Origin of the sequence: Actinomyces oricola (genome assembly GCF_004104015.1) — a bacterium.
Taxonomy (GTDB): domain Bacteria; phylum Actinomycetota; class Actinomycetes; order Actinomycetales; family Actinomycetaceae; genus Actinomyces; species Actinomyces oricola.
Genome location: NZ_RYFV01000002.1, coordinates 133514 through 154014, shown reverse-complemented (window position 1 = coordinate 154014; position 20501 = coordinate 133514). Strand labels below are relative to the sequence as shown.

Genomic DNA, 20501 nt, shown 5'->3' with positions numbered 1-20501 from the left:
CGCCCAGCGCCCCCTCCCCACACCCCCCCCCCCCCCCCCCCCCCCCCCAGCCCCCCCCCCCCCCCCCCCCCCCCCCCCCCGCCCGGCCCCCGCGGCCGTCTATACCTCGAAAAACCTTTGAGAAGGCCATGGGAACACACTGTGAGAATCCTTGAGGCTCATCCCTTCTGAGGACTTAAGAACTCATCCCCCAGGAGGAGCCGAGCGCCGCATCCCGCCCCATACCCTGCCCATGTTCCCGTTGGGCTCGAACGGCTGGCCCCCGTACGTGCCCACACATCCCGGCCTACCGCGGAGGCTCCCGTGAAGCGCTATGCCCTGCCGACCATCAAGGTGCTCATCGCACTCGTCGTCGCTGTGACCCTGACGAAGATCGCCTTCTTCCCCTCGCAGGACCGAGCCGCAAGCGCCGACATCACCCCCGGCTACAAAGTGGCCACCCAAACCACAACAGTGAGTGTTGGGGACATCTCGAACACCATCGACATTAAGGGCCAGGTGGTGGAGGACGCAGTGGTGGAGATTCCCGCGGACCTGGCCGGCGTCGTTGACTCCTTCGCGGTTGACAAGGACACCTGGGTGGAGGCGGGCAGCGAGCTGCTTTACCTCAAGCACTCCGAGCCCCAGGAGCCAATCACCTCCACCGACGCCGAGGGCAACACCACCAGCACCAAGGTCCCGGACAAGGTCACCTGGTCCACCATCTACGCGCCAGTGTCCGGAACTGTGACCTTCAAGGTCATTCGCGCCCAGGACACGAGCGTGGGCATGACGGTGGCCACGATCGCGCCGGGCACCTACTCCGCCACCGGTACCATTACCGCCTCCCAGCAGTACCGTCTCACTGACGCGCCCAGTTCTGCTCTGGTCACGGTCGAGGGCGGCCCCTCACCCTTTGAGTGCACGAACCTGAAGATCGGTACAAAGGCGAACACTTCGACCACGACCTCCAACGACGGCACCACAACCACCACCACGGGGGATGGCACCAGCGTCCAGGTGCGCTGCTCGATCCCCTCCGACCAGCAGGTCTTCGCCGGACTGCCCGCGACCATTGGCATTGACGCCGGCAGCGCCACCGGCGTCCCGCTAGTACCAATCACCGCCGTCGAGGGGACTGTGGGCACGGGCAGCGTCTGGGTTGTCACCGATCCCGCTAAGCCGGAGGCCGCCGAAAAGCGGACAGTCACCCTGGGTCTGACCGATGGCACGAACGTCCAGATCACTGAGGGCCTGAGCGAGGGGGAGGAAATCCTCCTGTTCGTCCCCGGTAAGGACACCCTGCGCACCGGTGAGCCCAACACCTGCGAACCCGACGGCTCGGCGTGCTACGACGAGAATGGTCAGGAGATCTTGTGACCTCGCTGCTGGAGCTCCGGGAGATCACTCGCACCTTCACAATGCCCGACGCCCCTGCCCTGAGAATCCTTACCGGCGTCGATCTCAATGTTGAGCCAGGTGAACATGTGGCGATCGTTGGCCGCTCGGGCACCGGCAAGTCGACATTGCTTAATATCCTGGGTCTCATTGATCTTCCCACTTCAGGGATGTATCGGCTCGATGACGTGGAGGCCGCCTCTTTAGGGGAAAGGCGTCGCGCCCACCTGCGGGGGAGAACCTTCGGTTTTGTCTTCCAGTCCTTCAACCTCATCTCGGGATTGTCCACCACCGAGAATGTCGCTGCACCCCTGCTCTACGACCATGGGACGGCCTTTTGGCGGCGCACTAAGCACGCCAACGAGTTGCTCGACGCCGTCGGCCTGGGGGATAAGACCGACTCCTCCATTGAGAAGCTCTCTGGCGGCGAGCAGCAGCGGGTGGCGATCGCCCGCGCCCTGGCCCGCCAGCCCCGGGTGATTCTCGCCGACGAGCCGACCGGCGCACTGGACGTGGACACGGGCACCGTGGTCATGGAGCTCCTGGAGCGCCAGTGCCACGAAACCGGCGCCGCCTTAATCATTATCACCCACGACCTGGCGGTGGCCGCCAGGGCCCACACCCAGTACCGCCTTGACCACGGCGTCCTGACCCGTATTCGCGTCACACATGACCGGGTCGGCAGCCTTGACGAGTTCGGGGAGACGGTGTTGCCCGACGACAGCGCGCGGGCTCACACCGACCCGGGTGGACAGCTACTGAGCCGAGGAGGAGCAGCATGACCGGTATCCTGACCGGATTCGTCGGAGCGGTCACGGAGGCCTGGGCTCAGTTGCGCATTGGTCGCCTGCGGGTCCTGCTCTCGCTGGTGGGCGTAGCCGCCGCAGTGGCCGCCATGACCTTCGTTATCGCCCTGGGGCAGGTCACCGAAGCTGCCGTGCAGGCTGAAATGGAGGTGTACTCGGGGCGGCCGGGCACGGTCACGGTCACCATCTCCCCCACCGGGCGGGGTTTGAGTGCCGAGCAGGCTGCCAGCTCTGGGCTGTCCCCCTCCGGCGCTGCCAGCGACGCGGAAACCCCCGGTGCTGCTGCGGCGGCGCCGGGCTCAACCTCCTCCTCGGCGTCATCGGTGACAACGGCGACAAAAGTCGCCGCCGCCCAAACTGACTTCGTGGACCGCTACCAGGTGAGCTCCTGGGCAACCTCCTACACCAGTCAGGTCCGCTTCGCCTTCCCTGACGGCGGGCGGAATGTGGCGACCACGGTGACGACCTTGAAGTACGGAATGCTCCATCGCACGAGGGTGGCGCAGGGCCGGTGGTTTACGGCCGACGACGCCGATGACATGTCTCCCAGCCTCATTGTCTCTCAGGGTTTCCTGGATCAGATGGGCGTGAGCACGCTGACCGAGCCACTAACCATTACGGCCTATTCCCCCACGCCCGCGACCTACACGATTGTCGGCGTCCTTGAGCCTGAGGACCTGTCCTGGTGCCAGAACGCGACCGCGGAGCAGCTCGGCGATCAGAGCTGCACGCAGCCGGTGACCGCTATGGTCCTGAGCGAGTCTTATGAGAGGTGGCTTCCCGCTCAGGCCGACCGCCCCATCCCCACCCTGGAGATCTGGGCCGGCGACCAGGGGTCGGCTCAGGAGATGATCCAGTTGGCCCGCACTGACTTCGATGCGGCTTTTGGCGCGGGATCGACGCAGACGACTTCGAATTCGGGCGCCAACCAGCAGATCCTGTCGTCCAGCTTCGTGTCGGTGGTCACGGCCGCAGGCGTGTTCGTCATGATCCTGGGCGCCCTGAGCCTGGTGAATATCTCCTTGGTCACGGTACGCCAACGCATCCATGAGATCGGGGTGCGCCGATCCTTCGGGGCGACGAGCAGGAGGATCTTCTTCTCCATTATGTTGGAGTCCGTGGTGGCCACCGTGGTGGCCGGAGTAGTGGGTATCGGTATTGCGATCGTGGGAATGCGGATCATGCCTTTGGAGGCCTTCCTCGGCTTCCGAGTGCTGACTCGCCCGCCCTTCCCCATGACGGCCGCCATTATTGGTCTGGTGGCGGCGGCCGGAGTGGGAGCGCTGGCCGGGATTGTTCCGGCCCTGGTGGCGGTGCGCATCCGCCCCATTGACGCCATCCGCTACTGAGCCGCCCGCCACCCCTCGTCTCTACACGCTTTTGTGGTGTTGACCCGCCCGAAACGGTGGGTCAACACCACAAAGGCGTCGGAGAGGGCCGGGGTCAGGCGGAGTAGACCTGGGTACCGGCCCTGCCGGCGACGAGCTCAGCGGCCTGGCCCAGGGTGCCAATGACGGCGCGAGCCCCGGTTCGCTCCACGAAACTGGCACAGGCCTCAGCCTTGGGGCCCATAGAGCCTTCGGGCAGGCCCAGGGCCCGCAGTTCGGCCGGGGTGGCCGCATCTAGCAGCCGCGCCTCAGGAGTGCCGTATCCGGCGACAACCCCGGCCACGTCAGTGAGGATGACCAGAAGATCGGCCCTAATCTGCTCGGCCAGAACCGCGGAGGCCAGGTCCTTGTCCACCACCGCCTCAACTCCCTCGTGGGTGCCGTCGTCCCAGGTGCGCACGGCCACGCCTCCGCCTCCGGTGCACACGACCACAGCGCCCTGTTCCAGGAGTAGGTCGACGACGTCGGCCTCCAGGACCCTCACTGGGCGGGGCGAGGGTACGACCCTGCGCCAGTGCTCACCATCGCGCGCCATGGTCCAGGCGCGCTCAGAGGACAAGGCCCGGGCCTCCTCCTGTCCTAAAACGGCGCCGACGAACTTGGTGGGCCGGGACATGGCCGGGTCGGCGGGGTCGACTAGGGTGCGTGTCAGCAGTCCGGCGACTCTTCTGCCGGGCAGGGCGTCGGTAAGCGCCTGGGTGATCCAGAAGCCGATCATTCCCTGAGTTTGGGCAACCAGGGTGTCCAGAGGGTAGACGTTGGCGGGTGCCGCCGAGCTGGCGGTGGCGGCTGCCAGAAGTCCGACCTGGGGGCCATTGCCGTGGGTAATGACCAGCTCGTGGTCGGCGGCCAGGGCCTGTAGCGAGGCGACGGCCAGACGCACTTTGGCGACTTGAATCGCGGTGTCGGGGGTGGCGCCGCGTGGTAGGAGGGCATTGCCTCCCAGGGCAAGGACGATGCGCACGGGTGTGAATCGCTCTCTGTGGTAAATGAGGTGACAATGTAACAAATAAGTAACAAATAAAGGAGTGCGGGCCGTCGCTTTCGTGCGGTCAAGCGCCGCGGCCCTCGTTTCGGCCGGGTTGCGCCGGATCGCCGGCCCGCGGGGTATCGCCGACCTGCGCGGGACGGCCGTGCCGGGTCTTAGTCGTCGTAGTCGACGACCAGGGGGGCGTGGTCGGAGAAGCGGGTCTCGCGGCTGGCGGCACGGTCTACTTTGAAGGAGATGGCGCGGGCGGCGAGTTCAGGGGTGGTCATCTGGTAGTCGATGCGCCAGCCGGTGTTGTTCTCAAAAGCCCGCCCGCGCTGTGACCACCAGGTGTAGGGCCCCTGCTCCTGAGGGGCTAGATGGCGGACGATATCGGTCCAGCCGGCGGTGAACCAGCTCTCCAGGTGGGCGATCTCCTCATCCAGGACGCCGGCGTGCTTATTGTGGTTGGGTTTCCAGTTGGTAATGTCCTGGGGGCTGCGCACAATGTTGAAGTCGCCGGCCATGAGAACCTGGGGGCCGCCTTGTGCGGCGGAATCAAGGAGCTCTGTTAGACGGTTCCCGACCAGGGCCAGGTGAGCGTACTTCTGGTCCATCTTTTCGGTGCCTACCTGCCCGGAGTGCAGGTAGGCGGAGACAACCGTGATCATCTGCCCTGAGGGCAACTCGAGGTCGGCCTCCAGCCAGCGCCCGGAGTCGACGTCGGGCTCCGTGGCGCCCGCCGGAGAGACGCCGCGACGGAGCTCACCCATGCCCACCGCACTGTTCTCGTGCACGGCGACGCTCACGCCCGCCCGGCCCTTGACACGGCAAGGCCAGGTGACGGCGGTGTATCCGGGCAGGAGGGAGGCGGCTGTGACCTCATCGGCGCGAACCTCCTGAAGGAGGAGGACGTCCGGGGCGCAGGCGGTAAGCCAGTGGCCCATGCCCTTGCGCGCAGCGGCACGGATGCCGTTGACGTTAATGGTGGCGATACGCATAGGGGACAGCGTACGTGGTGGCGACCAACCTGCCACCATGGGTGTATGAGCTCTCACAAGGACGTCCGGGCCCCCCGCATCCGCACTATCCACGCAGTCGTCTCCGGCATGGTGCAGGGCGTGGGCTTCCGCTACCACTGCACCACCCAGGCGCAGACCCTGGGGTTGATCGGTGAGGTGCGCAACCTCTACAACGGGGATGTGGAGGTGATGGCACAGGGCCGGGCTGATGCTGTCGCCCAGTTCATTGCGTGGCTCTACCGTGGCCCGCGGTGGGCGCAGGTGGACACCGTGCGGGTCACCGAGATGCGCTCGGGCAGCCTTAAAGGACGCTCCTTCACTATTACCGGCTAAACGATATGACCCTGGGGTGACCGCGCCCGAGTCGAGCCGTGCTCTGACCGGCCGAAGCCGGGTTCTGATTGGCCATTGGCCCGGACCCCAGTTGGCTGGAGATCGGTCAGGGCCGGTTGTAGACGAGGCACCGGGCCCGATGGCCCTCAACAGGTGAAGCTGCTCGTACTGAACTTATAAGCCTCAAAGGTGCCGTCCTCGTGGGGGCGCAAGAGGATCCACGTCTGGTATCTGTCTGATCTGGGAGTGTCGTAGAGGCTGCCGGTGGTGGCGCAAATGACATCACCGCCCCGCGTCTCGGAGGGAGGGGTGAACTCGATTTTCTTTCCCGAGGGGAAGTAGACCGTACCTGAATCTGACCAGATGGGCGGCACGAACACGCATTCCTCAACAGTCACGCCCGGGGCGAACACGAACTCGCGCACCGTCTCCGGAGTAGCCGCCGCTGTACGCATCCTATCGGACAGTGAGGCCATGGCCTCCGGTGTGGCGCTCTGTGAGGCAGTCGCGTCATCCCCAATACTGATCGCCGTGGCGAAGTCCTGCACGGCGGAGACCTCCGGCATGCGCACATCCCCCTGAGGGGTGTGGAACAAGATATCAGTGACCACGAAGTCCTGGCCATCCCAGACGAAATCCCCATCCGCACTACCGGACTTGTAACCGGCATGGGTGGTCGCATCCCCGTACAGGCCAATAGTATCCCAGGTCAGGTGGAAGGACTCCCCGAAAGCAGTCAAAGAAGTGATATTAAAATCATCGATCCGCCCGCCAAGCGAATCCTTGCGCCAGCCCGGGTCGAGAACGGCGACAAGCTCCAGATCAGGATTATAAACCATCACCACATCGTCGCCGTAAGCGCCTCCGTAGTCGCAAAGAGCAGTAACCACGGCCGCGGGTCGGCCGTTAAAGACCGTGGAGCTGACGTCCTCAATGCGCGTCGTCGCATTGGATTGGAGGCCGCCGGAGGCCGTCCCGTCTACAAAGGTGATTGTCGCCCGCCCCTGCTCGGAGAACTCGCTGGGCGGTACTGCCAGGCCGCAGCGCTCGGGGACCTCCAAAGTGGCGTTCATGAGCTCGTCCTCGCCCGGGGCCACCTCCTGATGCTGAGCAACAGCAGTGACCTCAGTAACCGAATCATCCACCGGTTGAGCAAGATCAGCCACACTCAACGAATCATTCGACCACAAATAAAGATACTGATCATCAGAGGTCCACGAATTCAAAGGAACATCAATCCGCCACGACTCCCGGCCATCACCAAGATCCCAGGCCACCACACCAGAAGGAGTCCCCATGACCAGGGCATCACCCACCAGCCAACGCGGACTGCCCCCATCAACAAACCCATTAATCTCCGCACTGCCCTCAGCCAAATCAACCGACCACAGGACCCCGGTACCCTCAACGGCAGCCACCACAGCCCCATCGCACAGGACCCAAATGTCGCGCTTCCCAGGCACCTCAATCCCCGCCACGCTCCGCGAGACCTGAGCCGGAACGCCCCACACCGAAGACCCCAGCGTCAGGCCCGCCACCGCATTACCGGCCGCATCCACCACCGAACCACTGCCGCTAAGAGCATAAGGAACCTGCGCGCTAGCAGTTTCCGTCAACAGCGCACTCGTAAAACCCGGCTCGGGAGCGGCGCCCGCCCCCGCCGAAGCCGCATCCCCTCGCGGATGACCACTACCGGCATCAACAGCAACACCGTCACCGCAGTGCACAATGTCACTATCCACCCAGCAAGGATCAGTGCCCGACGGCAAAGGAATCGTCCATAAAGGATAACTACTCGAACCCGCTACATCAACCGCGCTGAGCAACTCCTGGTCGCCGGCGCGCATACGCATAATCGAGGTATCACCCGAACGCAGCACCGGAGCACTAGTAGCCTGAACCTGCTCAACGCCCGCCACCATGGAAAAGTCGACAATAGAAACCACGGTCGGCGGCCGCCGGAAATCATGCAGACCACCACGATCGGCCACCAACCAACCAACACCCATACCAACAGCAGCAACAAGCACAAAAGTCATCACAACAGCCAGCACCCTGGGGCGCCGACGACGCGGCACACCCCCAGAAGCCGCACCAGCGGACGGCGACGACGCCGGAGACACGGGCACGAACCCAGAAGAAGCAGACACCGCGACATAGGGAGAACCGGTCACCGAGCCGGCCGGCACAGCACCCGACCCGGGAGACACCGGCACCTGATCAGCCGCCAGCACCGAACCAGGAGGAGCCGGCGCCACTACCCCGTCAGCAGGAACCTGCGCCGCCTCATCAGCAACACTGCCGCTCGCCGTGGCGCGCAGAGGATCAACCACAGTGGCATCTTCAATGTCGCCCCCATCTTCATCGCCACTGGCCGCAGCCGGCTCGGGGCCATCACCTGGACTGCCAGCAGACGCTTCCGGACTAGCCACAGCCGGCTCGGGGCCATCACCTGGACTGCCAGCAGACGCTTCCGGACTAGCCACAGCCGGCTCGGGGCCATCACCTGGACTGCCAGCAGACGCTTCCGGACTAGCCGCAGCCGGCTCAGAGCCGTCAGCAGCCGGTGCAGAACTGCCAGCTGACGGCGCCTCGGGCCCAGACCCGTCATCGCCCGACACGACAGACCCCGAACTACCGGAAGGCCCAACGACCGGCTCGGGAACGGCCACAGCTGTCTCTGGGGTGGAGGGCAGTGGTACCTGGTCGGCCGCCAGTACGGGGCTGCTGGAGGCCGGTGTTGCTACCCCGTCAGCAGGAACCTGCGCCGCCTCATCGGCAACACTGCCTCCCGCGGTGGCGCGTAGAGGATCAACCACAGTGGCGTCTTCAATGTCACCTTCATCTTCATCGCCACTCGCCACTGTGGCATCCCCGGCATCACCTTCATCTTCATCGCCACTGGCCGCAGCCGGCCCGAGACCATCATCAGGACTGCCGGCAGATGGTTCCGGACTGGCCGCAGTGGTGTTCGCGGCAGTGTCCGAGGTGGACGGTAACGGCACCTGGTCCGCCGTCAATACCGGACGATTTGATGACGACACCTCTGAGTCAGAAGCATCACCGCTGTCCGGCGCGGCAGACGACGGACTATTGGGCGACTCGGCAGACGGTTCAGGGGCACTCTCGGCGGGGCTGTGGCTCACGAGCCCATCCAAGCATTTCAGTCAGATGCGAATCGACCTTACACAAGGGTTACTTCCTGTCCTTCTCCCCTTGAGCCCCTGCCGGCATGCGGCCCGCCTCTGTCAGGGCCAATGCCCCTGACAGAGGCGGATCCTCAACAGGGCTGAGCCGGGCGCTCACTGATCTGACGCTCAGCGGTCTCGACCACATTGGTCAGCAGTAGGGCGCGGGTCATGGGGCCGACGCCTCCGGGGTTGGGCGAGAGCCAAGAAGCGACCTCGTCAACGCCGTCGGCGACATCCCCCATAATGCGCCCCTTGCCGGTCAGCGGGTCCACCACCCGGCTCACGCCCACGTCCAAGACGACGGCGCCGGGCTTGACCATCTGTGCAGTCACAATGCCGGCACTGCCGGCCGCCGAAATGACAACGTCGGCTCGGCGCACGTGCTCGGCCAGGTCGCGGGTACCGGTGTGGCACACGTCCACCGAGGCGTTGACGTCCTTGCGCATGAGCAGCAAGCCAATGGAGCGGCCTACGGTGACACCACGGCCAATGACGCACACGTCCTTGCCGGCCAGATCAATGCCGTGACGCTCCATGAGCTCAATGCAGCCGCGCGGGGTACAGGGCAGCGGGGAGGTGATTGGCTCACTGGAGCGCAGCACGAGGCGCCCCAGGTTGGTGGGGTGCAGGCCGTCGGCGTCCTTGGCGGGGTCGACTCGTTCCAAGACGGCATTGGCGTCAATGCTCTTGGGCAGCGGCAGTTGGACAATGTAGCCGGTGCAGGCCGGGTCAGCGTTGAGGCGGTCTACCGCCTTTTCAACCTCGGCCTGGGTGGCGGTCTGTGGCAGCTCGACACGGATGGAGGTGATCCCCACCTGGGCGCAGTCGGAGTGCTTGCCGGCCACATACCTCACCGATCCGGGATCCTGGCCCACCAGGATCGTGCCCAGCCCGGGGGTAACACCGCGCTCACGCAGGGCGGCCACGCGCCCGGAAAGCTCGGCCTTCATGGTGGCGGCCGTGGCCGTGCCGTCAAGGACCCGGGCGCTCCCAGCCCAGGGGGCCCTCACTGGATCAGCCCCGGGTAGAGCGGGAAAGCGTCGGTCAGGGTCTTCACGCGCCCCCGCAGGGAGGCCAGGAGCTCGTCGTCGGCGTTGCCGGCGGCACCGGCCACCAGGGCGGTCGCAATAATGTCGGCGACCTCGGTGAACTCGGCGGCGCCAAAACCACGGGTGGCCAGGGCCGGGGTACCAATACGCAGGCCGGAGGTGACCCGCGGGGGCCGGGGGTCGAAGGGCACGGCATTGCGGTTGACGGTGATGCCGGCGTCATGGAGGAGGTCTTCGGCCTGCTGACCATCCAGGTCCGCCTCGCGCAGATCGACGAGCACCAAATGGACGTCCGTGCCGCCGGTGACCAGGGTGATACCGGCTTTGCGCACGTCGTCGGCCAGGAGCCGGTCGGCCAGGATGGCGGCGCCCTCAACGGTGCGCGCCTGACGGTCCCTGAACTCCGGGGTCCCGGCAATCTTCATGGCCACTGCCTTGGCGGCTATCACATGCATGAGCGGGCCGCCTTGTTGTCCGGGGAAAACGGCGGAGTTGAGCTTCTTGCCCCATTGCTCGGCGCGATTGGACAGGAGCATGCCGCTTCGGGGCCCGCCCAGGGTCTTATGCACCGTGGTGGACACAACGTCGGAGTGCGGCACGGGGTTGGGGTGCAGGCCGGCGGCGACGAGCCCAGCGAAGTGGGCCATATCGGTCCACAGAGCGGCGCCGACCTCGTCGGCGATAGAACGGAAGGCCTCAAAATCAAGGTGGCGGGGGTAGGCGGACCAGCCGGCGATAATGACCGTGGGGCGCTCGCGCAGGGCCGCCTGGCGCACCTGGTCCATCTCGATGCGCATGGTGGTCTCGTCCACACTGTAGGCGGTGGCGTGGTAGTTCTTGCCGGAAAAATTGATCCGCATGCCGTGGGTGAGGTGGCCGCCGTGGGCCAGGGACAGGCCCAGGAGGGTGTCACCCACATTGGCCAGGGCGTGGAGAACGGCGGCATTGGCCTGAGCCCCGGAGTGCGGCTGCACATTGGCCCAGTCGGCACCAAAAACCGCCTTGGCGCGCTCAATGGCCAGGGACTCGGCGACGTCGACGACCTCGCAGCCCCCGTAATAGCGACGTCCGGGGTAGCCCTCGGCGTACTTGTTGGTCAGGACTGAGCCCTGGGCCTGAAGAATGGCACGAGGAACGAAGTTCTCCGAAGCGATCATCTCCAGGGTGTCGCGCTGGCGGGTGAGTTCACCATCCAGGACGGCGGCGATCTCTGGGTCCACCTCCGCCAAAGTGAGGTCGTTGGCGGTCGGATTGACGGGAACGGTCATGGTTCTCCTCGGTGTCACTCGATCTCTCGAGATGTCAGGAGCCGCGCGGCGGCTCATGCCTCGACCTCGGCCCAGGCGGGCGACCAGGTACTGCCTGCGAGCCGCGCGCCCTGCATGGAGCGGGGCGGCGGGCCGTCGCTCCCCGGTGGTAGCCACCTTTGCGCCAGTTGCGACGACGTCGCCATGCTACCGCCGTCTCGCGGCCACCGGCCGCCTCATCCACCATGCGGTGGGCGGGAACACCATATGGCGGGGGCGAGCGGCACGCGGAGGGCCGACGGCGGGGTTGGCGCGGAGTCGTCCACCGGCCCGGCGCGACGGCGGACGACTGAAGGCGGCGGGCCCGCTCATGCTCGCCTCTGCCCGGGCGCAACGGTGGCCCGCGCCCCAATTGAGGGCGCGGGCCACCACGGCCACCACGTGGGCCAGTGGGCGGGCACTAGGGCTTGGGCACTCTAGGGCTCACGGCCTGGGCTCCACCTCCAGGCCATTATTCACTCGTGCGGCGACGAACCAGGAGGCCGCCGACGATCATGGCCAGCACAGCCGCCGTGCCGGGGACCAGCGGGGAGATGCCCGTACGGGCCAGAGTCCCATCCGGCTTGGATGAGGCGCCCGGCTGATCGACTGGCGTGTAGGAGTTAATGACCTCCACCATGACCACCTGATCCTTGTCATTGATGGTGATTCTTTGGGCCGCCGGGGCCGCCAGGGTGTAGCCGTTGACCTCAGCGGTCTTGGCGTCCTCGGTGATGGTGCACGAGGTTCCGGTCGGCAGGCTCGCACCCGCCGCCACGGCATTGCCGTCAGCCTTGACCTTCAGGGAACCCTCCGTGCCGTCGGTGCAGGCGTAGGAGAAGGTGAACTCCTGGTCGCCAACCTGTGCGCCCTCAACCTTCTTGGTCACCTCGAACGTGCCCGTGTGGTGGGTGTAGGTGTTGGTGAATGCTGCCTCCACCACAGTGTCCTTGCCAATGGTGACGTCCACCGGGGCGGAGAGGGCGACGTCGTACTGGTCGACTCCGGCGCTGCCGGCGACTTCGCTCACAGTGCAGGAGGTGCCCACCGGCAAGTTGACGCCGGCGTTCCTGACCACTCCGGCCGTGACCTCCCCGACCGTCCCCACGACCTCGATGCCATCGGGCTGGGTGCAGATGTAATCGAAGGAGAACTGCTTGTCAGGGGCGATCGTGCCAGTGTCAGCGGTGACGTTCTTGGCCACGCCGAAATCACCGCGGTGCACCGTGTAGTCGTTGGTGACCGCAACCTCCGAAGGAGCGGTGCCCTCCTTAATGGTGACGGTGGCCGACTCCGCCTGGGTGGCCTGCTCCGTCGAGTCGGCACCTTTAACGGTGAAGGTTGTCGTGCGGTCGGCATTGTCCACGTCGGCACCGACCTCGGTGATCGTGCAGGCGCCTTCGCGCACATTGTTCACCGATACCGGGTGCCCCTCACCGGCTTTGAGCGTCACCGTCTGCTTCTCACCGACATTGCCGTTCAGGTCCGTGCACTGGTACTCGAAGGTGTAGTCCTTGCCGCCCAGCAGAAAGCCCGCGTCCCCGGTGACAGTCTTGCTGATCGAGAAGCTGCCGGTCTTGGGGGTGAAGGTGTTGGTCACCTTCACTTGGGCGACCTTGTCCTTGACGATGGTAACCGTATTACCCGGCTGGTCATTGACCTGGTAGGAGATGGAGTGGGTGTACCCGGTCTTGTCGGCCTTCTCCTCGGTGATGGTGCACGTCGTGCCCACCGGCACGTCCTGGATCACAGTGTTCTTGCCGTTGGCCAGGGACACGGTCACCGGATCGGCCGAACCGCACTGGTAGACGATGGGGAAGCTCTCATCGGCGAAAGAGGCCCCGGCCTCGACCACGGTCTCCTTAGAGATCTCGAAAGAGCCCGTGTCGGGCTTGTAGGTGTTGGTGAAGGAGAACGCCGCCGGCTCAATGTCACTGGTGATCTGCATCGTCTGGGATTCAGGGGCCGTCAGTGTGTAGTCGGTGACAGCACCGGTGCCCGCGACCTCAGTGACGGTGCAAGACGTGCCCAGGGGAAACATTCTGACGCCTGAGCCATCGGCCTTCTGCGGGGACACCGGGACGCCATCGCCCTTGACCTGCAGCTGACCGCTCACAGCGGCATCGCCCTGGCCACAGGTCCACTCGAAGTCGAAGGATGTGCTCTCGCCGGTGCCGGCGGGCAGGCCATCGGTCTGCTTGGAGACCTGGAAGGTGCCCTCCCCGGCGTTGGTCGAGGCCCACGCCAGAGACGACAAGCTCATTATCGCCAGGATTATCGCCAGGACGACGGCGAGTATTGTCACGATGGGGTAAACCATTCTGGCCCGCTTGCCCGGGGACAGCAAGCGCGGCGCACGGCGCAGTAGTGCGTGCATGCGGAATTCCTCCTGCGGAAGGGGGGAGCGTCCGACCTCGACCGCGGAGAGGAGGCCAGACATGGGAAGGGGGTATCCGACCTCAGTCGCGGAAAAGAGGTCAGACGTCTACCGAACAACAGTAGCGTATCCGCCTTACGACACGCCCACTTCTACCTTTGACGGACCGATCACATACGAAAGGAGGAGATTTACCTGCCAATCAGGCGGATTCGCCGAACCAATCACTCAGGCCGTCGTCGACCCCGGCCCAGGACAGCGCCTCAGCCATCTCATCGTCGCGCAGCAGCACCTGGGAGAAGGCCCTGCGAGTACGTTCACAGACCTCGTCGTCGGCGATCCCGGTCACTATGAGGTGACAGCGAGGCTCCATAAGACCCGGTCCCCGGCAGTTCCCGTCGTCAAGCACCGGCACCTCCGCCCACATCCCCGCGTCTGCGACACTGATCGCCCCTCCTGCCACTTCCCAGGCGCAGACCCGCCCCGGGCGACTGGGCAGCCAGAAACAGCCGCGAGCGCACATCCCTTCCCCGGCCAGCTCGGCCACCAAGGAGCGCAGGCGACCCGGATGGAAGGGCCGCTCGGAGAACAGGTCCAGTGTCCGCACCCCATGCGACACCGGCCCGCCCCAGGCGCGCATAGTCGCCGGGTGGACGCGGGCGCATGCCACGGCGGCGTCGTGGCGGATCCCCAGCAGTTCGGGCAGCAGCGGGGCATCCAGCCCCGAGATGAGAAGAGCGCTATCGGCGCGCAGGTGCTCGATGAGATCGGCGCCCGGCCCGCGCGCGCCGATTGCAATGATCAGGTCGGCGTACCCCAGTCCCACCATGTGCACCTCCCCGGTGCAGCGCTCATCCCCCGGAGCGGCCAGCGCGCGCTCGGCCAGAGGGCGGTGGAACAGCAGGTCCTCCACTGCCGTGTCTGTGGAGATGACGTGGGCGACGCCGGCCAGCCGCACGCCATCAAGTCTTTCGACCTCGGCGGCGAGCCGAGGCACAAGGTGGACCAGCTCAAGGGCCGGCGGCAGGAGAACCACAGTGGCACCGACTGGCTCCATGTTGGCGCGATCCTCGGCCACGGCGAGGAGGACGTCGCGCAGCGAGCAGGTCTGACAGGCGAAGGACATGGGGACGTCAATGGCGACGGGTTCACCGGACCCCAGGCCGGCGTCCGGGTCCACGGCGGTGAGATGGACGGCGCCGTATCCGCCCTCCTCCGGCCGGAACTGGGCGGCGATCACGAGCGCATCCTCGCCCTGGAGCGAGAGCCCGACAAGATCGAGGAGCAGAGGGTCAACGGCGCCGACCAGGGCGAGGCGGTGGCAGTGCGAGGAGTCCGGGCTCGCTGCTGGCATGAGTCCTCCAACTTGACGATAGTGAGAATCAGTTCCAATACTGCATCCATGACCACGTACTGCCAAGTCACGGGAGCCAGGCCGATCTTCGGCAAGTCCGTCTCCCACTCTCACAAGCGCACCTCGCGCCGCTGGAACCCCAACCTTCAACGCAAGCGCTACTGGGTGCCCTCACTGGGCCGGGCCATCCGACTCACCGTCAGCGCCAAGGGCATCCGCATCATTGACAAGAAGGGCATTGACGTCGTCGTCGCCCAGATGCTGGCCCGAGGGGAGAAGCTGCGATGAGCAAAGCCGCCAAAGACCAGCGCCCCATTATCACTATGGTCTCCACCGCCGGCACCGGTTACACCTACGTCACCCGCAAGAACCGCCGCAACACCCCCGACCGCCTGGTGCTGCGCAAGTTCGACCCCATTGCACGCCAACACGTCGAGTTCAAGGAGTCCCGCTAATGGCCAAGTCTTCCAAGATCGCCGCTGACGCCCGCCGCCGCACGGTCGTGACCCGCTACGCGGCCAAGCGAGCCGCACTCAAAAAGGCCTCGGTCAACCCGGCGCTGCCGCCCACGGAGCGCAAGGCCGCCATGGCCGCCCTCCACGCCCTCCCCCGCGACGCCTCCCCCACTCGCCTGCGCAACCGGGATGTCGTCGACGGGCGCCCGCGCGGCTACCTGCGCAAGGCCGGCACCTCGCGCGTGCGCTTTCGCGAAATGGCGCTGCGCGGGCAGCTTCCCGGGATCGTCAAGTCATCGTGGTAAGGGCCGCGCTCGGAAACCACCACGCCAGGCGCCGCCCCGCGCCGTCGGCCGCAAGAAAGGAACCCCATGAAAGTCCGAGCCTCAATCCGCTCCCTGGCCAGGCAGCCCGGGAGCAAAGTGGTGCGCCGACGTGGCCACACCTACGTCATTAACAAGCAGAATCCTCGTTTCAAAGCCCGCCAGGGCTGAGACCGCCTCAGCGCTGAGCGACGCCCCGGCCTGCACAGGGCGAGCCCATAGAGCCGATAGGCTGACGTCATGCCTGACCCCACCTCCCACCTCGTCCTGTCACTGTCCTGCCCGGACCGGCCCGGTATTGTCCACGCCGTCTCCGGGGCCCTGGCCCGTCGCGGTGGAAACATCACCGAGTCCAAGCAGTTCGGGGACGCCGCCACCGGCTTGTTCTTTATGCGCGTGCAGGTGCTCACCACAGTGGCGCGCGAGGAAATGGAGAAGGACCTGGCCGAGATGGCCCGGGAGTACTCCATGGACTGGTCCCTTGACGAGGTCGGGCGCCCCGTGCGCACTCTGATCATGGTGAGTAAGGACGGCCACTGCCTGACTGATCTGCTCTTCCGCGCCCGCAGTCAGGGCCTGCCGGTAGACGTGGTCGGTGTGGTCGGCAACCATGAGACGCTGCGCCCGGTGGCGGAGTTCTACGGGGTGCCCTTCCACTGCATCCCCGTCACCAAGGACACCAAGGAGGCCGCCGAGGCCGAACTCATGACCCTGGTGGACTCCCTGGACGTGGAGTTGGTGGTGTTGGCCCGCTATATGCAAATACTCTCGGCTGAACTGTGCGAGCGCCTGCACGGAGGGGTCATTAATATCCACCACTCCTTCCTGCCCAGCTTCAAGGGCGCCAAGCCCTATCACCAAGCGCACGACCGTGGCGTCAAGCTCATTGGCGCCACCGCCCACTACGTGACTGCTGACCTCGATGAGGGGCCGATCATTGAGCAGGACGTCACCCGCTGCGGCCACGAGGACTCCGCCGCCGTACTCCAGGCCAAGGGCCAGGACGTCGAGCGGCGGGTGCTCGCCCAGGCGGTGCGCTGGCACGCCGAGCACCGGGTGCTGCTCAACGGTCACCGCACCGTGGTCTTCGCCTGACCGCCCCACTGCGAAGACCGGTTTCCGGGTTTACGGCTCGGCGGCCACCGCCCAGTGCAATCCCACGGCGGGCCTCCAAGGGCCTACGGTGGGGGCATGACATTCCAAGGCGCCCTCATTGACCTTTTATCCCGTGCGCGCGAGCGCTTCGACCGCGCCCTGGAGGGCGTCACACTCAAGCAGGTGAACACCCGGCCCGCCCCCGTCCAGGCGCCGCGCATTGACTCCCTGACCTGGCTGGCGTGGCATACGGCCCGGGAGATCGACATGCAGGTCTCAGCGCTGGCCGGCACCACCATGGTGTGGACCGCAGCCGGTTTCAAAGAGCGCTTCGCCCTGGACCTGCCCGACGACACCGAGGACTGGCGCCACACGCCCGAGCAGGCCGCCAAGGTCCGCGTCACGAGCCTGGAACTCCTGACCGACTACCTTGATGCCGCCTGTGCCCTGGCCCGGGACTACCTCGGCAGTCTCGACGAGTCGACGTTGGACGAGGTCATTGACCACTCCTGGGATCCGCCGGTCACCCGGCGGACTCGCTTGGTCTCAATCGTCGACGACGCCGTCCAGCACTCCGGCCAGGCCATGTACTCCCGCCGCCTGCTAGGGCTGGAGGGTTAGAGGGGCGGAGCCCATTGGCTGCCTATTGGCCCTCCGGGCAGCGACTGACCGCCGCGTCCCCGACCGCACCAGGCACAGTGCCATCGCCCCTCCTCCCGGGCGGTTGGCCGCCCCGGCTCAGGCGGTACACGGGTCAGTGAGGTCCACGTCGTCACCACGACGCACGACCCGCACAGGGTGCAGCCCGGAGTCGGTCACGACAACATCGCCCCACAGTCCGGGCTCAAGCGCCCCAATATTGGGGTCGCCCAGGATCCGGGCTCCCTGGGCACTGGCGGCGTAGACGGCGTCGACCAGGTCCACACCATTCCTCCAGGTGGTGCGCACCACGTCCAGCAGGTGCGCGGTGCCCCCGGCGATGGCGTCCTTGCCGGTCAACCGTGCCACGCCGTCGGCGACCGTCACCGCGGCAGGCCCCAGCACGTAGTCGCCGTCGGGCATGCCCGCGGCGGCCATGGCGTCGGTAATGAGGACCACCCGGTCACGACCGAGGGTTTCGAACACGTCCCGCACCATGGCGGGGTGGAGGTGGACGCCGTCGCCAATCATCTCCAGGATGCACTGCCCGCGCTGGGCCGCCGCCAGGAACTCGGGCACCGGGCCGGGCCTGCGGTGGTGCATGGGACGCATACCGTTGAACAGGTGGGTGGCCGTGGGGCGGGCGGAGCGGACCGGCAGACCCGCCTCCCGCCGTGCGGCGATCCTCGCGGCGGCGTCGGCCAGCGCCTCGCGCACGGGCGCGGCCTCGGAGTCGGTGTGCCCGAAGGACGGCAGGGCCCCGCCCTCGATGAGGGCGGCGTTGACGCCGTCGTCGCCGGTGACGCCCGGCTTCTCCGGGGCGATGGTCATGGTGACCACGTGCCCGCGGCCCAGACCGATGAGCTCGGCGGTCAGGGCGGCGTCGGGGTCAATAATGTAGGCGGGGTCCTGGGCCCCGCAGCGCTCGACCGAGACGAAGGGCCCCTCGAAGTGGATGCCGGCGAGCTCACCGGCGTCGCACAGGTCGGCCAGGACCCGGGTACGTTCCCTGAGGACGTCGGCGGCGGCGGTGACGCAGGAGGCCACCAGGCTGGTGGTGCCGTGACGGCGATGCTCGAGGACTGAGACCATGGCCTGCTCCGTGGTCTCAGCGTTGGGGAAGGACTGCCCGCCCCCGCCGTGGCAGTGGACGTCCACGAGCCCGGGGAGCAGGTAACCGTTCTCGGGGGCGCTGTCAGCGGCCGCAAGGGCCTCGGAGTAGCCGGCGGCAGGGGCCCTGCGGGCCTGGCCGACCCAGGCGATGTGGCGATCGACAACAACGACTAGGCCGTCTTCAATGATCGCGGAGGGGGTGACGACTCGCCCGCGCAGGGCTGTGGCAACGCTGCTCATGGCCGGAGTGTAGCCCCAGATGTCTGATGTCTGCTGACACTCGGGGTGTTGTCGCCCCCGCCCCCGATTACCCCGCCCTTGGGCCCGGCCGTGATGGGTCGCGATGGGTCACGGCGCATTCGCCGTGCCCCCTGGTCCGGACCTGGCCCGGAGTACGCACTATCCGGCTCCGCCCTAACGCGCCAGGCGCTTCTCGACGGCGGCCACCGCCCGGGTTATGTCGCGTTCAACCCGGGCCGAGGGGGCCGCCCCGTCCAGCCACAGCACGCCCTCCCCTACGGGGCGCACACCCACCAACCGGCCTCGATCCACCAGGAGCGGACGGAACATTCCATTGGCCGCCGGGCAGATGAGTCGTTCTCCGGCCTCACCGGTCAGGCAGCTGCGATCCTTGTAGCCCACGTGAAGCTCATCAAAGGACGCCAGGAAGCGTGCGGCCAGGGCCTGTCTGCGGGCGGCTTCAAGCAGCTCGGGCAGGTCGGCGCGCAGGTAGAGCAGGCCCGTGCGCGGCGCCGACTCCCCCACTCCCAGGATCCTCAGCCTGCCGCGCACACCGCCGTCGGCCCGGGCGCGCACCAGGGGCACCCGGGCCCGGGCGGTGTCGGCCCTATAGCTGGTGGCGGTGGTCTCCTCCACCGCATTCTCCAATGCCCGGGCGGCCTCCCGCTTGGGCAGAGTGGTCCAGCGGGCCAGATCCCCGGCGCTAATGGGCCCGTGGCTGGTGGCATAGCGGCGGGCGATCTCGGCCAGGGCGGCGGTGTGCCCCGGCTGCCCTCTGGCCACCCCGGCCCCGGCGGGCCCGCTGTCGGCACTGGGAAAGGGGGCGGCGTCGACCACCAGGTGCTCGTTGCCGCGGCGCGGCCCCTGGACCAGGACCCCTTCGCGCTGGAGGCGCACCAGGAGATGGCGGCGCCGGTAGGCCGAAACATCCTTGCCGGCGGCGAACGCCATGAGACCCGCCTGCGCCCAGGCGTCCAGCAACTCGGCGCGCGGCAGTGGCCCGCGCTCCCTGATCGCGGCCAGGGCGATCTCGGCGGCGTGCTCGCACAGGGCCTGGCTTATTCCCAGCTCGGCCTCTGAGCGACGCACCCACGCATCCAGGCGGTGCATGAGAGCCACACGCAACCAGTGATGGTCAGCCGCCGTGGTGATGTGGACAGTACCGCGCATGGGCCAGGAGCGCACCAGGTCACCGCGGGCGAAGGCGGCGGCGACGTCGCTGCCGGTGGCGCCGACCACGCGCACAACCAGGGCGTGCGGCACCGCGGAGACCTGCTGGCCCTGAATGGCGAGCTGGCGGCGCACGGCCTCAGCGGCGGACGGTGCGGCGGTGGCCCCCACCAATCCCTGGGCCACAATCCGCAGCAGTGAGACCTCGCGCGGCAGGACAGGAGTGGCGGGCTTGGCGGTCATGAGCGCTCCTGGGGGCGGTCGTGGGCTTAAGACGGCGTGGGGCCGATCCGCACCACGGCCGCCCGGTCCGCGT

Annotated in this window: 19 protein-coding genes; 10 read left to right on the top strand and 9 right to left on the bottom strand. The window is 66.8% G+C overall.

Features of this window, described 5'->3' with window-relative positions; all coding sequences use genetic code 11:
* Positions 1-303 precede the first annotated feature (303 nt).
* The 3 genes from EUC46_RS02190 to EUC46_RS02180 are packed head-to-tail and all read left to right on the top strand — an operon-like array spanning position 304 to position 3532.
* Positions 304-1359 (top strand): permuted SH3 domain-containing protein, encoded by a 1056-nt coding sequence (locus EUC46_RS02190; protein WP_128772565.1) that lies wholly within the window; start codon positions 304-306, stop codon positions 1357-1359.
* Entirely contained in the window at positions 1356-2159 is an 804-nt protein-coding gene (locus EUC46_RS02185; RefSeq protein WP_206645859.1) for an ABC transporter ATP-binding protein, read from the top strand. Before EUC46_RS02190 ends, EUC46_RS02185 begins: the two co-directional genes overlap by 4 nt.
* Positions 2156-3532, top strand: a complete 1377-nt coding sequence (locus tag EUC46_RS02180) for an ABC transporter permease (protein ID WP_128772564.1) — start codon at positions 2156-2158, stop codon at positions 3530-3532. The genes EUC46_RS02185 and EUC46_RS02180 overlap by 4 nt, the downstream gene beginning before the upstream one ends.
* A 94-nt stretch (positions 3533-3626) precedes the next feature.
* Here the strand turns inward: EUC46_RS02180 and EUC46_RS02175 are convergent, their stop codons facing one another.
* Both EUC46_RS02175 and EUC46_RS02170 read right to left on the bottom strand, forming a co-directional pair.
* Complete coding sequence (locus EUC46_RS02175; protein ID WP_128772563.1) at positions 3627-4535, bottom strand: carbamate kinase; 909 nt, start codon at positions 4533-4535, stop codon at positions 3627-3629.
* A gap of 179 nt (positions 4536-4714) precedes the next feature.
* Complete coding sequence (locus EUC46_RS02170; RefSeq protein WP_128772562.1) at positions 4715-5539, bottom strand: exodeoxyribonuclease III; 825 nt, start codon at positions 5537-5539, stop codon at positions 4715-4717.
* Between the two features lie 45 nt (positions 5540-5584).
* Here EUC46_RS02170 and EUC46_RS02165 point away from each other — a divergent pair, with 45 nt between their 5' ends.
* The gene (locus EUC46_RS02165; protein ID WP_128772561.1) at positions 5585-5893 is read left to right on the top strand and encodes an acylphosphatase; all 309 of its coding nucleotides are present in this window, start codon (positions 5585-5587) and stop codon (positions 5891-5893) included.
* A 146-nt stretch (positions 5894-6039) separates the two neighbouring features.
* Here EUC46_RS02165 and EUC46_RS02160 read toward each other — a convergent pair whose 3' ends face one another.
* From EUC46_RS02160 to EUC46_RS02140, 5 genes are all read right to left on the bottom strand, one after another.
* Positions 6040-7932: a PQQ-binding-like beta-propeller repeat protein gene (locus EUC46_RS02160; protein ID WP_128772560.1), complete on the bottom strand. Its 1893-nt coding sequence runs from the start codon at positions 7930-7932 to the stop codon at positions 6040-6042.
* Positions 7933-9173: 1241 nt separating this feature from the next.
* The gene (locus tag EUC46_RS02155) at positions 9174-10094 is read right to left on the bottom strand and encodes a bifunctional methylenetetrahydrofolate dehydrogenase/methenyltetrahydrofolate cyclohydrolase (RefSeq protein WP_128772559.1); all 921 of its coding nucleotides are present in this window, start codon (positions 10092-10094) and stop codon (positions 9174-9176) included.
* Positions 10091-11401, bottom strand: coding sequence for a serine hydroxymethyltransferase (gene glyA / locus EUC46_RS02150; RefSeq protein WP_128772558.1), 1311 nt, complete (start codon positions 11399-11401; stop codon positions 10091-10093). Before glyA ends, EUC46_RS02155 begins: the two co-directional genes overlap by 4 nt.
* 490 nt (positions 11402-11891) lie before the next feature.
* Complete coding sequence (locus EUC46_RS02145) at positions 11892-13859, bottom strand: DUF5979 domain-containing protein (RefSeq protein WP_164918725.1); 1968 nt, start codon at positions 13857-13859, stop codon at positions 11892-11894.
* A gap of 139 nt (positions 13860-13998) precedes the next feature.
* Positions 13999-15150 (bottom strand): CobW family GTP-binding protein, encoded by a 1152-nt coding sequence (locus tag EUC46_RS02140; protein WP_128772556.1) that lies wholly within the window; start codon positions 15148-15150, stop codon positions 13999-14001.
* Positions 15151-15198: 48 nt separating this feature from the next.
* Between EUC46_RS02140 and rpmB the strand changes: the two genes are divergently transcribed.
* The 6 genes from rpmB to EUC46_RS02110 all read left to right on the top strand — a co-directional run bounded on the left by rpmB (position 15199) and on the right by EUC46_RS02110 (position 17644).
* Entirely contained in the window at positions 15199-15438 is a 240-nt protein-coding gene (rpmB, locus tag EUC46_RS02135) for a 50S ribosomal protein L28 (RefSeq protein ID WP_128772555.1), read from the top strand.
* Positions 15435-15605 (top strand): 50S ribosomal protein L33, encoded by a 171-nt coding sequence (gene rpmG, locus EUC46_RS02130; RefSeq protein ID WP_128772554.1) that lies wholly within the window; start codon positions 15435-15437, stop codon positions 15603-15605. Before rpmB ends, rpmG begins: the two co-directional genes overlap by 4 nt.
* The gene (gene rpsN / locus EUC46_RS02125; protein ID WP_128772553.1) at positions 15605-15910 is read left to right on the top strand and encodes a 30S ribosomal protein S14; all 306 of its coding nucleotides are present in this window, start codon (positions 15605-15607) and stop codon (positions 15908-15910) included. Before rpmG ends, rpsN begins: the two co-directional genes overlap by 1 nt.
* A gap of 66 nt (positions 15911-15976) precedes the next feature.
* A complete protein-coding gene (gene ykgO, locus EUC46_RS02120; RefSeq protein WP_128772552.1) occupies positions 15977-16099 on the top strand; it encodes a type B 50S ribosomal protein L36 in 123 nt (40 codons plus the stop codon).
* Between the two features lie 69 nt (positions 16100-16168).
* Positions 16169-17023: a formyltetrahydrofolate deformylase gene (purU, locus tag EUC46_RS02115; protein WP_128772551.1), complete on the top strand. Its 855-nt coding sequence runs from the start codon at positions 16169-16171 to the stop codon at positions 17021-17023.
* Positions 17024-17119: 96 nt separating this feature from the next.
* Positions 17120-17644: a mycothiol transferase gene (locus EUC46_RS02110; protein ID WP_128772550.1), complete on the top strand. Its 525-nt coding sequence runs from the start codon at positions 17120-17122 to the stop codon at positions 17642-17644.
* A gap of 117 nt (positions 17645-17761) precedes the next feature.
* Here EUC46_RS02110 and EUC46_RS02105 read toward each other — a convergent pair whose 3' ends face one another.
* Entirely contained in the window at positions 17762-19015 is a 1254-nt protein-coding gene (locus EUC46_RS02105) for an N-acetylglucosamine-6-phosphate deacetylase (RefSeq protein WP_128772549.1), read from the bottom strand.
* A 174-nt stretch (positions 19016-19189) separates the two neighbouring features.
* The gene (locus tag EUC46_RS02100) at positions 19190-20428 is read right to left on the bottom strand and encodes a DNA glycosylase AlkZ-like family protein (protein WP_128772548.1); all 1239 of its coding nucleotides are present in this window, start codon (positions 20426-20428) and stop codon (positions 19190-19192) included.
* Between the last annotated feature and the right edge of the window lie 73 nt (positions 20429-20501).

What these genes read in the sequence shown, in the direction of transcription:
- EUC46_RS02180 (WP_128772564.1), top strand. Translation starts at nt 2,156, where the DNA reads ATGACCGGTATCCTGACCGGATTCGTCGGAGCGGTCACGGAGGCCTGG.
- EUC46_RS02170 (WP_128772562.1), bottom strand. Translation starts at nt 5,539, where the DNA reads ATGCGTATCGCCACCATTAACGTCAACGGCATCCGTGCCGCTGCGCGC.
- EUC46_RS02165 (WP_128772561.1), top strand. Translation starts at nt 5,585, where the DNA reads ATGAGCTCTCACAAGGACGTCCGGGCCCCCCGCATCCGCACTATCCAC.
- EUC46_RS02160 (WP_128772560.1), bottom strand. Translation starts at nt 7,932, where the DNA reads ATGACTTTTGTGCTTGTTGCTGCTGTTGGTATGGGTGTTGGTTGGTTG.
- glyA (WP_128772558.1), bottom strand. Translation starts at nt 11,401, where the DNA reads ATGACCGTTCCCGTCAATCCGACCGCCAACGACCTCACTTTGGCGGAG.
- EUC46_RS02145 (WP_164918725.1), bottom strand. Translation starts at nt 13,859, where the DNA reads ATGTCTGGCCTCCTCTCCGCGGTCGAGGTCGGACGCTCCCCCCTTCCG.
- EUC46_RS02140 (WP_128772556.1), bottom strand. Translation starts at nt 15,150, where the DNA reads ATGCCAGCAGCGAGCCCGGACTCCTCGCACTGCCACCGCCTCGCCCTG.
- rpmB (WP_128772555.1), top strand. Translation starts at nt 15,199, where the DNA reads ATGACCACGTACTGCCAAGTCACGGGAGCCAGGCCGATCTTCGGCAAG.
- rpmG (WP_128772554.1), top strand. Translation starts at nt 15,435, where the DNA reads ATGAGCAAAGCCGCCAAAGACCAGCGCCCCATTATCACTATGGTCTCC.
- rpsN (WP_128772553.1), top strand. Translation starts at nt 15,605, where the DNA reads ATGGCCAAGTCTTCCAAGATCGCCGCTGACGCCCGCCGCCGCACGGTC.
- ykgO (WP_128772552.1), top strand. Translation starts at nt 15,977, where the DNA reads ATGAAAGTCCGAGCCTCAATCCGCTCCCTGGCCAGGCAGCCCGGGAGC.
- purU (WP_128772551.1), top strand. Translation starts at nt 16,169, where the DNA reads ATGCCTGACCCCACCTCCCACCTCGTCCTGTCACTGTCCTGCCCGGAC.
- EUC46_RS02110 (WP_128772550.1), top strand. Translation starts at nt 17,120, where the DNA reads ATGACATTCCAAGGCGCCCTCATTGACCTTTTATCCCGTGCGCGCGAG.
- EUC46_RS02105 (WP_128772549.1), bottom strand. Translation starts at nt 19,015, where the DNA reads ATGAGCAGCGTTGCCACAGCCCTGCGCGGGCGAGTCGTCACCCCCTCC.
- EUC46_RS02100 (WP_128772548.1), bottom strand. Translation starts at nt 20,428, where the DNA reads ATGACCGCCAAGCCCGCCACTCCTGTCCTGCCGCGCGAGGTCTCACTG.